Origin of the sequence: Pseudomonas sp. UBA7530 (assembly GCF_002479365.1) — a bacterium.
Lineage (GTDB): Bacteria > Pseudomonadota > Gammaproteobacteria > Pseudomonadales > Pseudomonadaceae > Aquipseudomonas.
Window position 1 is genome coordinate 82,035 of record NZ_DLMS01000008.1, and the last position, 15,393, is coordinate 97,427.

At 64.7% G+C, this 15,393-nt stretch carries 11 protein-coding genes; 4 read left to right on the plus strand and 7 right to left on the minus strand.

The features are described 5' to 3' along the window. The first annotated feature begins 308 nt into the window (after window positions 1-308). Both plsB and B2U07_RS12920 read left to right on the plus strand, forming a co-directional pair. A complete protein-coding gene (gene plsB / locus B2U07_RS12915) occupies window positions 309-2,792 on the plus strand; it encodes a glycerol-3-phosphate 1-O-acyltransferase PlsB (RefSeq protein ID WP_275547356.1) in 2,484 nt (827 codons plus the stop codon). 99 nt (window positions 2,793-2,891) lie between these two features. Beyond that, the gene (locus B2U07_RS12920) at window positions 2,892-3,605 is read left to right on the plus strand and encodes a trypsin-like peptidase domain-containing protein (protein ID WP_275547357.1); all 714 of its coding nucleotides are present in this window, start codon (window positions 2,892-2,894) and stop codon (window positions 3,603-3,605) included. A gap of 356 nt (window positions 3,606-3,961) precedes the next feature. Here B2U07_RS12920 and B2U07_RS12925 read toward each other — a convergent pair whose 3' ends face one another. From B2U07_RS12925 to B2U07_RS12945, 5 genes are all read right to left on the minus strand, one after another. Beyond that, window positions 3,962-5,569 carry a malate:quinone oxidoreductase gene (locus tag B2U07_RS12925; RefSeq protein ID WP_275547358.1) on the minus strand — a complete coding sequence of 536 codons (1,608 nt, stop codon included), beginning with the start codon at window positions 5,567-5,569 and terminating at the stop codon, window positions 3,962-3,964. A gap of 299 nt (window positions 5,570-5,868) precedes the next feature. Further along, the gene (locus tag B2U07_RS12930; protein WP_275547359.1) at window positions 5,869-6,552 is read right to left on the minus strand and encodes an LrgB family protein; all 684 of its coding nucleotides are present in this window, start codon (window positions 6,550-6,552) and stop codon (window positions 5,869-5,871) included. Continuing rightward, window positions 6,552-6,902: a CidA/LrgA family protein gene (locus B2U07_RS12935; protein WP_275547360.1), complete on the minus strand. Its 351-nt coding sequence runs from the start codon at window positions 6,900-6,902 to the stop codon at window positions 6,552-6,554. Before B2U07_RS12935 ends, B2U07_RS12930 begins: the two co-directional genes overlap by 1 nt. Next, window positions 6,899-7,420: a DUF934 domain-containing protein gene (locus tag B2U07_RS12940; protein ID WP_275547361.1), complete on the minus strand. Its 522-nt coding sequence runs from the start codon at window positions 7,418-7,420 to the stop codon at window positions 6,899-6,901. The genes B2U07_RS12935 and B2U07_RS12940 overlap by 4 nt, the downstream gene beginning before the upstream one ends. Continuing rightward, window positions 7,417-9,084 carry a nitrite/sulfite reductase gene (locus B2U07_RS12945; RefSeq protein ID WP_275547362.1) on the minus strand — a complete coding sequence of 556 codons (1,668 nt, stop codon included), beginning with the start codon at window positions 9,082-9,084 and terminating at the stop codon, window positions 7,417-7,419. The genes B2U07_RS12940 and B2U07_RS12945 overlap by 4 nt, the downstream gene beginning before the upstream one ends. A 340-nt stretch (window positions 9,085-9,424) precedes the next feature. Here B2U07_RS12945 and ccoG point away from each other — a divergent pair, with 340 nt between their 5' ends. Both ccoG and mapR read left to right on the plus strand, forming a co-directional pair. Beyond that, entirely contained in the window at window positions 9,425-10,828 is a 1,404-nt protein-coding gene (ccoG, locus tag B2U07_RS12950) for a cytochrome c oxidase accessory protein CcoG (protein ID WP_275547363.1), read from the plus strand. Window positions 10,829-11,164: 336 nt separating this feature from the next. Beyond that, the gene (mapR, locus tag B2U07_RS12955; RefSeq protein ID WP_275547364.1) at window positions 11,165-12,577 is read left to right on the plus strand and encodes a GntR family transcriptional regulator MpaR; all 1,413 of its coding nucleotides are present in this window, start codon (window positions 11,165-11,167) and stop codon (window positions 12,575-12,577) included. A gap of 207 nt (window positions 12,578-12,784) precedes the next feature. Here the strand turns inward: mapR and B2U07_RS12960 are convergent, their stop codons facing one another. Both B2U07_RS12960 and B2U07_RS12965 read right to left on the minus strand, forming a co-directional pair. Next, the gene (locus B2U07_RS12960; protein WP_275547365.1) at window positions 12,785-14,023 is read right to left on the minus strand and encodes a carbohydrate porin; all 1,239 of its coding nucleotides are present in this window, start codon (window positions 14,021-14,023) and stop codon (window positions 12,785-12,787) included. Between the two features lie 138 nt (window positions 14,024-14,161). Continuing rightward, on the minus strand, window positions 14,162-15,307 hold the full coding sequence (locus B2U07_RS12965; RefSeq protein ID WP_275547366.1) for an ABC transporter ATP-binding protein: 1,146 nt from the start codon (window positions 15,305-15,307) through the stop codon (window positions 14,162-14,164). Between the last annotated feature and the right edge of the window lie 86 nt (window positions 15,308-15,393).

Genomic DNA, 15,393 nt, shown 5'->3' on the forward strand with positions numbered 1-15,393 from the left:
GAATCCAAGCACAAAAGCTTCGCGAGCAGAGCTCGCTCCTACCAACTCTCCAAGCGCAACCACATAGCCAGAATGCGATCCATGCATCGGCCCAATCTGACTAAGCATTCCGTTCGGGAACCCGAGACACGGTTTGCAGTTCTGTTGATCAACGGGGGCTGAGCCGTCGAGTGTTTTTCCGTCATACGCCGCGGGCATGCTGGCTGGACTGACCGTCCGGACGCGATAGTTTTTTGCCGGCCAGACGGGCTTGCGGCACACTAGCGCCCTTCCCGAGCACCCGCTCGTTTAATTGCTCAAGAGTCCGTATGACCCGCTCCCCTTTCCGCCGCATGGCCTTCAGCGCGCTGCGCCGCCTGCTGTACCTCTGGGTACGCTCGGAAACCATCAACCAGTCTGCCTTCACTCTCAAGCTCGACCGCAGCAAGCCGGTGTTCTACGTGCTGCAGCAGCCGTCGGTGAGCGACCTGGCGGTGGTCGACCGCGAATGCACCAAGGCCGGTCTGCCACGCCCGGTACTGCCGGTGGCGGTCGGCGAGCACATGGAACCGGCGGCGTTCTTCTACCTGACGCCGGAGCCGGACTGGTTCGGCCGCCAGGACAAGCGTGGCATCTCGCCGACCCTCGATCGCGTAGTCACTGCCCTCAGCCAGCATGCCGTGGACGACGCGCAGATCGTGCCGGTCAGCGTGTTCTGGGGGCAGTCGCCGGACCGCGAGACCAGCGCCTGGAAGCTGCTGTTCGCCGACAGTTGGGCCGTCACCGGGCGCCTGCGCCGGCTGGTCAGCATCCTGATTCTCGGACGCAAGACCCGCGTGCAGTTCTCCACGCCGATTCACCTGCGCGAGCTGGTCGAGCAGGACAAGGGCCAGGAGCGCACCCTGCGCATGGTGCACCGCATCCTGCGTGTGCACTTCCGCAACCAGAAGGCGGCGGTGATCGGCCCGGACGTGTCGCACCGACGCAATCTGGTCAAGGGCCTGGTGCACGACCCGATGGTGCGCCAGGCGATTGCCGAGGAAGCCGAGCGCGAAAAGATCAGCCTAGAAAAAGCCGAAGCCCAGGCGCTGCGCTATGGCAACGAGATCGCCTCGGACTACACCTACACGGTGATTCGCTTCCTCGAACTGGTGCTCTCCTGGTTCTGGAACAAGATCTACGACGGCATCAAGGTGCACAACGTCGAAGGCGTGCGCGACATCGCCCAGGGCCACGAGGTGATCTACGTGCCCTGCCACCGCAGCCACATCGACTACCTGCTGCTGTCCTACCTGCTGTTTCGCAACGGCCTGACGCCGCCGCACATCGCCGCCGGCATCAACCTCAACATGCCGGTGATCGGCGGCCTGCTGCGCCGTGGCGGTGCCTTCTTCATGCGCCGCACCTTCAAGGGCAACCCGCTGTACACCGCGGTATTCAACGAATACCTGCACACCCTGTTCAGCAAGGGCTTCCCGGTGGAGTACTTCGTCGAGGGCGGGCGCTCGCGCACCGGGCGCATGCTGCAGCCGAAGACCGGCATGCTGGCCATCACCCTGCGCAGCTTCCTGCGCAGCCACCGCCTGCCCATCGTCTTCGTGCCGGTATACATCGGTTACGAGCGCGTGCTGGAGGGTCGTACCTACCTGGGCGAACTGCGCGGCGCGAGCAAGAAGAAGGAGTCGATCTTCGACCTGTTCAAGGTGCTCGGCGCGCTCAAGCAGCGCTTCGGCCAGGTCTCGGTGAACTTCGGCGAGCCGATCAAGCTGGCCGAGTTCCTCGACCAGCAGCAGCCCGGCTGGCGCCAGCAGGATCTGGGCCCGCAGTACCGCCCGGCCTGGCTGAGCGACACCACCAACCGCCTGGGCGAGCGTGTGGCACGCCACCTCAATGAGGCAGCATCGATCAACCCGGTCAACCTGGTGGCCCTGGCGCTGCTGTCCACCAGCAAGCTGGCCCTGGACGACCGCGCCCTGGCCCGTGTGCTCGACCTCTACCTGGCATTGCTGCGAGCAGTGCCCTACTCGCCGCATACCACCTTGCCGGATGGCGACGGCGCGGCGCTGATCGAGCACGTCAAGGGCATGGACCTGCTGGCCGAGCAGAAGGATGCGCTGGGCAAGATTCTCTATCTGGACGAGCAGAACGCCGTCCTGATGACCTACTACCGCAATAACGTTCTGCACATCTTCGCCTTGCCGGCGCTGCTGGCGAGCTTCTTCCAGAGCAGCGCACGGATCAGCCGCGAGCAGATTCTGCGCTACGCCGGCGCGCTGTATCCGTACCTACAGGCAGAACTGTTCATCCGCTGGGAGCAAAGTGAGCTCGAAGGCGTGATCGACCAGTGGCTGGCGGCGTTCGTCGAGCAGGGCCTGCTCAAGGTCGAAGGCGACGTGTACGTGCGCCCGGCGCCCAGCTCGCGCCAGTTCGTGCTGCTGACCCTGCTGTCGCGCTCGGTGGCGCAGACCCTGCAGCGCTTCTACATGGCTATTGCCCTTTTGCTCAATGCTGGGCAGAACGCGATCAGCGCCGAGGAACTAGAGAACCTGTGCACGGTGATGGCCCAGCGCCTGTCGATCCTGCATGGTCTGAATGCGCCGGAGTTCTTCGACAAGAGCCTGTTCCGTAACTTCATCCAGAGCCTGTTGGACCAGGGCGTGCTGCGCCAGGACGAAGCCGGCAAGCTCAGCCATCATCCGCTGCTAAGCGAACTGGCCGAAGGCGCTGCCAAGCGCGTGCTGCCGGCGGAGATTCGCCTGTCGATCCGCCAAGTGGCGCTGGATCGCAACGAGGACGAACCGGCAGCGCCTTGAAGCTCGCGTGGAGCCGTCCAGGCAGCGCCCCTTGCGGGCCGAACCCCTGCCGTGTTTCGTGGTCAGCACTAGGCCACAGACCGGCAGGAGGCCTTGGCCATGATCGATTCCCTGATGCTCAGCGCGACGCGCATCTCCACCCTGGCGGCCGGGCAGATATTGACCAACGCCAGCGGTTTCTTCTTCCGGCGCGACAACCGGCTGTTCCTGGTCACCAGTCGCCATGTGGCGCTCGACGAGCCCAGCGGTCATCGCCCTGACGCCCTGCAGATCGAGCTGCACACCGACCCTGGTAACCTAGCCAGCACGGCGAATTTCACCATCGCCCTGTACGACGGCGAGCGGCGCCTGTGGCGCCAGGGCATCGATGGTGCCGGCGAGATCGACGTGGCGGTGATCGAGCTGGATCGTTCCGCGTTACCGCCGGGCAGCGTTTACCAGGCCTTCAGTGAGCAGCACCTGCTGCAGGCCGACGAGCATGCGGAAATCGGCTCTACCCTATTGGTGGTGGGCTTCCCGCTGGGCTTTCAGGACAACCTGCACCGCATGCCGGTGGCGCGCCATGCCGGCCTGGCCTCCTCCTTCGGCCTGCGCTTCCAGGGGCTCGGCTACTTCCTCACCGACGGCCGCACCCACCGCGGCATCAGCGGCGCGCCGGTGGTCAAGCGCGCCAGCGTCGATGGCGAGCTGCCCTGGCACCTGCTCGGCATTCACTCCACCCGCCTGCTCGGCGACCGCGACGAGGAACAGGACGAAGCCCTGGGTCTGAACTGCACCTGGTATGCCGATATTCTGATGACGCTGACGGAATGAACGTAGCCCGGATGCAATCCGGGGAGCCAGGCCATGTCCAGTCGCGGCTAAAGCCCCTCCCACAGGCACGGCGGAATCTGTGGGAGGGGCTTTAGCCGCGATAGCTTTTCTGACGCTCGAGCGGCCCCCGGATTTCATCCATGCTGCGAAGCATGGATGGATCATCGCGGCTGAAGCCGCTCCTACGGTACGGGTGAATACCTGTAGGAGCGGCTTCAGCCGCGATCAGTCTGGCCATCAATGCGGACAGTCCCCGGATTCATCCGGGCTACTCGCCACGAAATACGAACGGCCGCCCAATAAAAAACCCGCCGTGCGCATCACGCAGGGCGGGTTCCTTCACAGCGTTTTAAGCCTTACAGCGTCACCGGCTTCGGCTCGGGCTCGGCGGCCATTTCCACGTCCGGCGCGACTTCGATGTGCTGCAGTTCGAGACGCTCGCTGCTCCACTGACGAATGCGGTTGGTCAGCGCCAGGTCATCGTTCAGCTTCTGCCCGTAGGACGGGATGATGTCCTTCAGGCGCGCCTGCCACTCGGGCGTGGCCACCTGTTCGGCGAAGGCCTTCTCGATCAGGTGCAGCATGATCGGCGCAGCGGTGGAAGCACCCGGCGAGGCGCCCAGCAGCGCACTGAGGCTGCCGTCGGCGGAGGTCACCACCTCGGTGCCGAACTGCAGCACGCCGCCCTTCTCGGCATCCTTCTTGATGATCTGCACACGCTGGCCGGCGGTGATTAGTTCCCAGTCGGCGTTCTGCGCCTCGGGGAAGTACTCGCGCAGCGAGGCCATGCGGTCCTCCTGACTGAGCATCAGCTGGCCCATCAGGTAGGTGCTCAGCGACCAGTTATCCATGCCGGCGTTGACCATCGGCAGGAAGTTGTCGGTGGTCATGCTGCTGAACATGTCGAGCAGCGAGCCATTCTTGAGGAACTTGGTGGAGAAGGTGGCGAACGGGCCGAACAGCAGCACGTTCTCGCCGTCGATCACGCGGGTGTCCAGGTGCGGCACGGACATCGGCGGCGAACCGACAGACGCCTTGCCGTACACCTTGGCCAGGTGCTGGGCAACGAGGTCCGGGTTGCGCGTCATCAGGAACTGGCCACCAACCGGGAAGCCGGCGTAGCCATCGGCTTCTTCGATGCCGGACTTCTGCAACAGCTTGAGCGCGCCACCACCGGCGCCGATGAACACGAAGCGTGCATTGATACTCTGCTCGGCGCCGCCCTTGGCCAGGTCGGCCACGGTCACACGCCAGGTGCCGTCGTCGTTGCGCTGCAGGTCGCGGACTTCATGCTCCAGATGCAGGCTGGCCTGCTCCTTGCCGATCAGCGCGTCGATCAGCTGACGGGTGATCTCACCGAAGTTGACGTCGGTGCCGATGGCCATACGGGTCGCAGCGACCTTCTGCTGCGGGTCGCGCCCCTGCATGATCAGCGGTACCCACTGGGCGATCTGCGCATGATCCTCGGTGAACTCCATACCGCGGAACAGGTTGCTGTGCTGCATCGCCGCGTGGCGCTTGCGCAGGTATTCGACGTTGTCATCGCCCCAGACGAAGCTCATGTGCGGGGTGATGTTGATGAAGCTCCTGGGCTTGCTCAGCACCTCGCGCTCGACCTGGGTGGCCCAGAACTGCTTGGAGATCTCGAACGACTCGTTGATCGCCACCGCCTTGCTGATGTCGATGCCACCGTCAGCGGTTTCCGGGGTGTAGTTCATCTCGCAGAACGCCGAGTGGCCGGTGCCGGCGTTGTTCCAGCCATTGGAGCTTTCGCCGGCGACGCGGTCGAGGCGCTCGTAGATTTCGATGCTCCAGTCCGGCTGCAGCTCGTGGAGGTAGGTGCCGAGGGTGGCGCTCATCACGCCAGCGCCGATCAGCAGCACGTCGACGGTTTTCTCGGGCTCGCGGGGTTTGGAGCAACCGATTACGCTGAGACAAAGCAGCGTCAGCAGGATTTTCTTCATGGGACAGTCCAGTATCGTCGCACGACGACAAGAGCCGTGCAGGCAAGGTTTCGGGCAGCGGCCGTTTGGGCCGCAGATGGGCGACAAGCCGCTGGTCAGCGGCGCGACGGGAGGAAGGGTGTTCCAGGCCTCTTGGCGGGCGTATTCCGATCGCGCCACGGGCAAGAGCAATATGCGTGCCGCTGAAAGGATTCAACGGCGTTTTACTGGCCTGCAACGGCACTCAACGCGCGCCGCGGTGGCGAGTTGTCGCCACCGCGCGGCGTCAGGGGTGGTTCAGGTGGCGGGATTCCGCACGCTCAAGCCAGCAGCAGCGGTAACAGCAAGGCGGTGCCGATGCCCAGCAGACTCATCGCCAGGGCGGCGAAGGCGCCGCACTCCTCGCCCTCCTGCAGGGCATGCGCAGTGCCGATGGCGTGGGCGTTGATACCGTAGCTCAGGCCGCGCGCAGCCGGGTGCTCCACCCCGGCCCAGCGCAGCAGCAGCGGCCCCATGGCCGTGCCGATCACCCCGGTGAGCATCACCATCACCGCGGCCAGCGAAGCGACGCCGCCAATCTGCTCGGCCACCGGCATGGCAATCGGCATGGTCACGAATTTCGGCGCCAGGCTCATCACCACGCTCCAGTCGGCGCCCAGTGCCCAGCCGATGGCCAGGGTCAGCGCGACCGACAATACGCCGCCGGCGGTCAGGGTGATCAGCACCGGCCAGAACAACTGGCGGATGCGCTTGATGTTGTGTTGCAGCGGCACCGCCAGGGCTACGGTGGCCGGCCCCAGCAGCCAGGCGACGGGCTCGGCACCGGCACGATAGGTGGCGTAGTCGACCCCACACAGCAGCAGCGTGGTGACGATCAGCGTCACCGACACCAGCACCGGCTGCAGCACCAGCCAACCGCTGCGGCGATAGAGCCAGGCGGCGATCAGAAAGGCGGCCAACGTCAGAGCGATGGCGAACAGCGAGTGGTGAGTGAATTGCGTCATCACTTGCGCTCCTGACGGCGGATCAGGGTCTGCAGCAGCCAGCCGCAGAACGGCACGGTCGCCAGCAACGACAGCACCAGCGCTGTGACAATCACCGGCAACTCGCCGAGCAACAGATCACTGCTGGTCATGATCCCCGAGGCTGGTACGGCCAGCAGCAGCGGCAAGTAAGGCAGCAAGCCGCCGGCGGCCTGCTGCAGCGGCTCCGGCACGGCACCGCGCCACATCAGCCAGAGCGAAAGCAACAGCAGGCCGATGATCGAGGCCGGCAACATCGGCAACAGCCAATGGTTGAGGGCCACGCCGAACAACTGCAGCACTACCAGCCAGAACAGGCCACGCACCATCATGATCTCGATTCCTCCTTCTGGCGCCCACGACGGAACAGCGGGCGCGGCTCGATAACCGACCGACCATACAACACACTGAGCCCTTGCAGGCCCTTGATTGCATCTTCCACCGATTTATCGGCGCGCACGGCGAAGGCGTCGAAGCCGCATTGGCGCATGTGCGCCAGCTGGTCGCGCAGTACATCGCCGACGGCGCGCAACTCGCCACGCCAACCCAGGCGGGTGCGCAGCAGGTAGGCCTGGCTGTAGCCGCGGCCATCTCGGAAACTGGGAAAGTCGATGGCGATCAGCGGCAGGCTGGAAAGAAATGGCTGCAGCGCTTGCGGCTCGTCGTCGACCTGCAGCAGCAGACCGTCGGCACTCATCGCCCTACCCTCCAGCACCTCCACGGGCTGCCGCTCACGCCAGGCCGCCAGCGGCAGGATCAGTGGCACGCCTTGGTCGGCCTCATGCAACTGCCAGGGATCGTCGTCAACGATGCAAGCCTGGCCCTCGACCAGACGGATCAGATTGTTCATACCACCTCCTCGCGGCTGTAGACACGCGCCTTGAACGGCTCCAGGCCGATGCGCTGGAAGGTGTCGAGAAAGCCCTCACCCTCCTCGCGGTGGTCGACATAGGTATGCACGAGGCACTCGATCACCTCGGGCACCTGTTCGGCAGCGAACGACGGGCCGATCACCTTGCCCAGCGCCGCCTGTTGGCCCTGGCTGCCACCGAGGGTGAGCTGGTACCACTCGCTGCCGTTCTTGTCGACGCCGAGGATGCCGATGTTGCCGATATGGTGATGGCCGCAGGCGTTCATGCAGCCGGAGATGTTCAGGCTCAGCTCGCCCAGGTCGTGCAGGTAGTCGAGATCGTCGAAACGCTGCTGGATGGCCTGGGCGATGGGGATCGACTTGGCGTTGGCCAGGGCGCAGAAGTCGCCACCCGGGCAGGCGATGATATCGGTCAGCAGCCCGGCGTTGGCGGTGCCCAGCCCCGCCGCCTCGGCCTCCCGCCATAGCGCGTAGAGGTCGGCCTTGCGAACATCGGGCAGCACCAGATTCTGTTCGTGAGCGACGCGAATCTCGCCGAACCCGTAGCGCTCGCTCCAGTCGGCCAGCGCCTCCATCTGCTCGGCCGTGACGTCTCCGGGCGGCGCGCTGATGCCCGGCTTGGTCGACAACACCACGCTGACATAGCCCGCTACCTGATGCGCCATGACGTTGCGCGAGACCCAGCGAGCGAAGGCATGATCCCTCGTCAGCTGGGTGCCGAAGTCGAGATCCAGGCCGTCCTGCGCGGTGTAGGCCGGCTTGTGGAAAGACGCGGCGACGCGCTGATACTCGTCCTCGGTGAGGCGTGCCGGGCCGTCCTTGATCGGTTGCCACTCGCGTTCCACTTCGGCGGCGAAGGATTCGATGCCGAGGGCCTTGACCAGAATCTTGATGCGCGCCTTGTACTTGTTGTCGCGTCGGCCGTGGCGGTTGTACACGCGCAGGATGGCCTCGACGTAGGACAGGCAGTCCTGCCAGTGCAGGCCTTCACGCAGGGGCTGGGCGATGATCGGCGTGCGTCCCAGACCACCGCCAACCAACACGCGCAGGCGCAGCTCGCCGGCCTCGTCGCGGTACAGCTGCAGGCCTATGTCGTGCACCTGGATCGCCGCGCGATCCTGCTCGGCAGCGCACAGGGCGATCTTGAACTTGCGCGGTAGAAAGAGGAATTCCGGGTTGACCGTCGACCACTGGCGCAGGATCTCGGCCAGTGTGCGTGGGTCGAGGTACTCGTCGGCGGCGACGCCGGCAAAGGCTTCGGTGGTGATGTTGCGCACGCAGTTACCGGAGGTCTGGATGGCGTGCATGTCGTGCTCGGCCAGCCAGTCGAGGATGTCCGGCACGCGCTCAAGGTCGACCCAGTTGAACTGGATGTTCTGCCGCGTGGTGAAGTGCCCGTAACCGCGGTCGTACTCGCGGGCGATATGCGCCAGTGCGCGCATCTGCTTGGCCGACAGGGTGCCGTAGGGGATCGCCACACGCAGCATGTAAGCATGCTTTTGCAGATACAGGCCGTTCTGCAAGCGCAGCGGCAGGAACTCCTCCTCGCTCAGTTTACCGGCCAGGCGCCGCTGTACCTGGTCGCGGAACTGGGCGACACGCTCGCGCACCAGCGCGCGGTCATAATCGTCGTATTGGTACATGCCGGCAGGCCTCCTGATCACGGGGCGTCGACTATGCCTGCCAAACGTGCACTGAAAACAGCGCCAGAAAAGCCTTAAAAAAGCGGATCAGCTAGGTACGACAGCGACCACCACAGCCCGCTGATTGGCGCGGCGCGATGTCGCAGGGCGACCGCTGCCTTGCCAGCGGCAAAGCTCAAGGCGTCAGAAACGGCGCGGCCTGGCGTCCTGCACGACCGTTCCCTCTGCGCTCGACGCACGCATCTGATCCGCTTTTTTATCGAAAACCTGAGTCTGTTTCGCGATCAGTTGCCCTCGGATCATGGCGCCAGCCTGATAAACGCCTGATGAGGGCAACTAAATGACCGATCTGATCCCTGTGCGGAGCCTCGATACCGCCAAACCCATCCGCCTGACACCGGCCCAGGCCGGCGGCCCGATCCATACGCGCAGCTTCACCGGGCGCTTTCGCAACCTGCGCCTGCTCGGTGCCGGCCTGCTGTTCCTGCTGTTCTTCGGCACCGCCTGGATCGACTGGAATGGTCGCCAGGCCGTACTGTGGGATCTGGAGAATCGTCAGTTCCACATCTTTGGCGCAACCTACTGGCCACAGGATTTCATTTTGCTCTCGGCGATCCTGATCATCGCCGCCTTCGGCCTGTTCTTCATCACCGTGCTGGCGGGCCGCGTCTGGTGCGGTTACGCCTGCCCACAGAGCGTTTGGACCTGGGTGTTCATGCGTGTCGAGCACATCACCGAAGGCGACCGCGGCCAGCGCATCAAGCTCGATGCCGCGCCCTGGTCGCTGCAGAAACTGGCCCGGCGCAGCGCCAAGCACGGCCTGTGGCTGGCGGTCAGCCTGGCCACTGCCCTGGCCTTCGTCGGCTACTTCACCCCGGTGCGCGAACTGACGGTGGACCTGGCGACCTTCGAAGTCGGCGCCACCACGGCGTTCTGGGTGCTGTTCTTCACGGCTGCCACCTACATCAACGCCGGCTGGCTGCGGGAAAAAGTGTGCCGCGACATGTGCCCCTACTCACGCTTCCAGAGCGTGATGTTCGACAGCGATACGCTGGTCATCTCCTACGACGCTGCCCGTGGCGAAAACCGTGGCCCGCGCCGCAAGGACGCCGACTACAAGGCCGAAGGCCTGGGCGACTGCATCGACTGCACGATCTGCGTACAGGTCTGCCCCACCGGCATCGACATTCGCGACGGCCTGCAACTCGACTGCCTTAGCTGCGGCGCCTGCATCGACGCCTGCGACAGTGTCATGGACAAGCTCGGCTATGACCGTGGTCTGGTGCGTTACAGCTCGGGACGCGAACTGGCCGGCGGCAAGACCCACTGGCTGCGCCCTCGCCTGATCGGCTACGCGGCGATGCTGGCGGTGATGATCGGCGCCTTCGCCTGGGCGCTGGCCGAACGCCCGCTGATCTCCCTGGACGTGACCCGTGACCGTGGCCTGTTCCGCGAGAATGCACTAGGCCAGATCGAGAACATCTACAGCCTCAAGATCATCAACAAGACCCAGCAACCGCGCAGCTATGCCATCGAGCTGGTCGATGCCGGCGACTTCGAACTGCACGGTCCGCGCACGCTGAACCTGGCACCGGGCGAGATTCGCGACCTGCCGGTAAGCGTCGCGCTGACCGCCACGAGCAACGGCGCTGGGCCGCAAACCGTCCGCTTCGAGGTACGTGACCAGACCGACTCGGGCAGCCGTGTCAGCACCAAGAGCACCTTCCTCGCGCCGCTGCGTTGAGGCGCGGTAAACCGCGTAATTCACTTAACGAAAGGCGGACGCGATCAATCCCCTCTCTCCTTCGGGGAGAGGGGAGCAAGCGTCGTAGCCCGGATGAAATCCGGGGCGGTTCGAGATACGTCCCCGGATTGCATCCGGGCTACAGGCTACACGAGCCTTTTAGGAGCGGCTGGGCGGCATTGCGCTTCAGCCGCGAAACCGCTGCGCCGCATTCATCGCGGATAAATCCGCTCTTACATCCGATGTATGCCCTCCCACTCACGAGGCACTGCCATGTCTGCCGCTCACGCCGTAAAGTGTTCGTCCCTACCCTTTGCAGCGGTGAATCAGGACAGGATGAAGCGCTACGAAAAATTCGCCGACGAGATCGCCGAGCTGATCCGTACCGGCGTGCTCGGCCCCGGCGAGAAGGTGCCCTCGGTGCGCCATGCCAGCCGCACCTACGGGGTCAGCCCGTCTACCGTGTTCCAGGCCTACTACCTGTTGGAAGACCGCGGCCTGATCCAGGCACGCGCACGCTCGGGTTATTTCGTGCGTGAACACGCCAAGCGTCCGCTGCACGAGCCGGAGCTAACCGCCCACGCCGCGCAGACCACCGAGGTCGGCGTCAGCGAGCTGGTGTTCTCGGTACTCGCCTCGCTGAAAGACCCGCACACCGTACCTTTCGGCTCGGCCTTCCCCAGCCCAGACCTGTTCCCCCTGCCGCGTCTGGCCAAGAGCATGGCGCACGCGCTGCGCATGCTCTCGCCGCACGAGATCATCGCCGACATGACTGCCGGTAACGCCGACCTGCGCCGGCAGATCGCCCTGCGCTATATGGTCAGTGGCGTGATGTTGCCGATGGAGGAGCTGGTGATCAGCAACGGCGCCATGGAGGCGCTCAACCTCTGCCTGCAGTGCGTGACTCAACCGGGCGACCTGGTGGCCATCGAGTCACCGACCTTCTACGCCTGCCTGCAGGTGCTGGAGCGCTTGCAGCTCAAGGCGGTGGAAATCCCCGTGCACCCACGCGAAGGCATCGACCTGGGCGCCCTGTCCGATAGCCTCAAGCAACTGCCGATCAAGGCCTGCTGGTTCATGAGCAGCCTGCAGAACCCGCTGGGTGCGAGCATGAGCGAGACCAAGAAACAGGCGCTGTACGACCTGCTGGTCGAACATCAGGTGCCGCTGATCGAGGACGACGTGTACGCCGAGCTGTACTTCGGTAGCCACCCGCCCAAACCGGTGAAGAGCTTCGACCGTGAGGGGCTGGTGATGCATTGCAGCTCCTTCTCCAAGAGCCTCGCGCCGGGCTATCGCATCGGCTGGGTGGCCGGCGGTCGCTATGCCGAGCAGATCGCCAGGCTCAAGCTGATGACCACCATTTCCCCTTCGGTGCCGGCGCAGGCGGCACTGGCCGACTACCTGCAGCACGGCGGCTACGACCGCCACCTGCGCAAGCTGCGCCATTCTCTGGAAATGCAGCAGAGCGCGATGCTCGCCTCCGCCGCCCGGCACTTTCCCGCCAGCACGCGGGTCACAAGGCCTTCGGGCGGCTACTTCCTCTGGTTCGAATTCCCCGAGCGCCTGGACTCGCTGCAACTGCTGCGTCTGGCGCTGGCCCAGGGCATCAGCCTAGCGCCGGGGCCGATCTTCTCCGCCAGCCAGGGCTTTCGCCACTGCGCGCGGTTGAACTACGGTCACCCGTGGAGCCCGCGCAGTGAACAGGCCATGGAAGTGCTCGGGCGCCTGGTAGCGGGATTGCTCTAACGCCTGGCGCGCACAGCGCGCCTTACGTACTGCCGTAGCCCGGATGAAATCCGGGGCCGGTGCATGAATCACCCCGGATTGCATCCGGGCTACGGTCCTGGTGCGCAGCGGGCACGGTCTAAGCTTCGTAGGGTGGATGACGCTTTTCTCATCCACCACCTGACACCCACGGTGGATCGGTGAAGCGTGATCCACCCTACCGACTGGTTACTTCCACCAGTACTCCACCTGCACGCCGAAGTTGGAGCCGTTGCGTGCGCTGCCGAAGGCGCCGTTCTCGGACAAGGCCGAGCCATCGGCCAGGAGGTTGGCGGCCTGTTGCGCGGCGCGGTTCCAGCTGGCGTAGGTGTAGTACAGGCGGATTTCCGGACGCTCCCAGAAGCCAGGACCAGAGGGCGACCAGGTCGGCGCGATGGTGAACTTGGTCAGCTTGCGCGTGCCACCGGGCGCCTCGACCTGATCGCGACCGATCTCGCCGACCAGTTTGAACTGCTCGGTGAAGGCGTAGCTGGTGCGGCCACCGATGGACAGCCAGTTCTGATCGGCACCATCCGGGCGCTTGTCCTTCTGGTAGACCAGCTGCACCTGGCCGCCGAGACGCGGCGTCATCTGGAAGTCGAAGAACTCTACCAGGCGCCAGCTGCGGTTGCTGTTGTCCAGCGTCGGATCGCCGGTATAGCCCAGGCCGGTACCCGGTCCGCGCCCGTACTGCAGGGCGATGGTGTTGACCCCGCCGAGGAAGTCCTGCTGCTTGTGCTGCGCGGTCACTGCCCAACCGCTGTGGCTGTCGGTGCTGTCGGGCTTGTCGATGTAGCTGACGCCCACTTCCAGTTCACCGCCCGGGTTGACCTGGAAGCCGCCGACGTTGAAGTCGTGACGGTTGATGTAGGGCTCCTGGAAGTAGCTGTCCTTGCGCGAGAACACGTAGCTGTACTTGAGGTCGCCGATCTTCATCTCGTCGATACCAAAGCCCGTGGCGCTCTGGTTCCAGTAGTAGAAATCGGAAATGTGGATGTCGTTACGCTTGTAGAAGCGCCGCCCGGCCCACAGCGAGCCGCCATTGAGCGCCGGCATGTTGCTCCATTCCGCGTACATCTGATTCATCCGCGCGAAGCCGTAGTCGCCGGTGAACTTCGGCGTGTGGCCGTACTGGTTGTAGAGCTGGGCCATGCCCTCGACGCTGATCACAGAGCCGTCATCCAGGCGAAACAGGTCCTGCCGCAGATCCAGCTCGATGTACTGCTCGCACTCGTTACCCAGGCGATACTTGGACTGCGCGCCCGGCAACTGGAAACACTGCTGCGTGCCGCCGGTATCGGCACCACCGATGCCGCTGCGCACGTAGCCGCTGAACTCGAGGGCCAGTGCTTGCGGAGTGGCCAAAGCCAGTGCCAGCAGGCAGGGGGCGCCGAGCGAACAGGTGAGGGTTTGCTGTGTGGTCTTCATCGTTGCTCCTGATTGTTTTTATTGAGCGATGCTGCGGATAACCGCCGCAGCGACGGGGGTTTCGTTGTCTCGAGGAGCTGTAGCCAGATGCCATGCGGGGGTATTGGGCAACCCCCGAATTGCATCCGGGCTACACGGCTAACCGAGCTTGAACTGGGCCACCTTGTTATCAGTGGCCTGACGCTTTCCCGGGCGCAGACGCTCGCCGCTGGTGGCGTCGAACAACAGCACGCGCGTGGGATCGAACTGCAGGTCGAGGCTGCTGCCGGCCTGCGGTGCAGCATCCGGCGCCAGGCGGCAGCACACCTTGGTCTGGTTGAGGCTGACGAACACCAGGGTGTCGGGGCCGGTTGGCTCGACCACCTCGACCTCGGCGCGCAGGCTCGGCAGCGCCGCAGCGGCGCCGGCCAGCTGGATCTGCTCGGGACGTACGCCGAGGATCAGCTCGCGCCCTTCCAGCTCCGCCGCCGCGCCAAGCGGCAGCTCGCAGCGCGCCTGCCCGGAGTCGAGCAGGCCGAAGCACTGGCCATCACGCACCTGCGTGCGCAGCGGGATGAAGTTCATCGGCGGCGAACCGATGAAACTGGCCACGAACTGGTTGGCCGGGTCGTTGTAGATTTCCTGCGGGGTGCCGAATTGCTGGATGATGCCGTCCTTCATCACCGCCACCTTGTCGCCCAGGGTCATGGCCTCGATCTGGTCGTGGGTGACGTACACCGTGGTGGTCTTCAGGCGCTGGTGCATCAGCTTGATTTCGGTGCGCATCTCAACACGCAGCTTGGCGTCGAGGTTCGACAGCGGTTCGTCGAACAGGTAGATCTTCGGCCGCCGCGCCAGCGCCCGGCCCATGGCCACGCGCTGCTGCTGGCCACCGGACAGCTGGCCGGGCTTGCGCCCCAGCAGGTGCTCGATCTGCAGCAGCTTGGCCACGCGCGCCACCTCGGCCTCGATCTCGGCCGGCGGCAGCTTGCGCATCTTCAGGCCGAAGGCGATGTTGTCCTTCACCGTCATGGTCGGATACAGCGCATAGGACTGGAACACCATGGCGATGTCGCGATCCTTCGGGCTCATGCCGCTGATGTCGGCGCCGTCCACCAGAATCGACCCACCGCTGATGTCTTCCAGGCCGGCGATGCAGTTCATCAGGGTGGATTTGCCGCAGCCGGAGGGGCCGACCAGGATCAGGAACTCGCCGGAGTCGATGGCCAGCTCGATGTTCTTCAGGGTGTCCGCCAGGCCGCTGCCGTAGGACTTGTTGACGTTGCGCAGTTCGAGGGTAGCCATTTCATTTCTCCACTTTGAAAGCGTCGCGAGCGAAGGTCAGGCAAGGCGGAGTCAGGCGAGGAAGCGGAGTTTAGGCCGCTAAATGA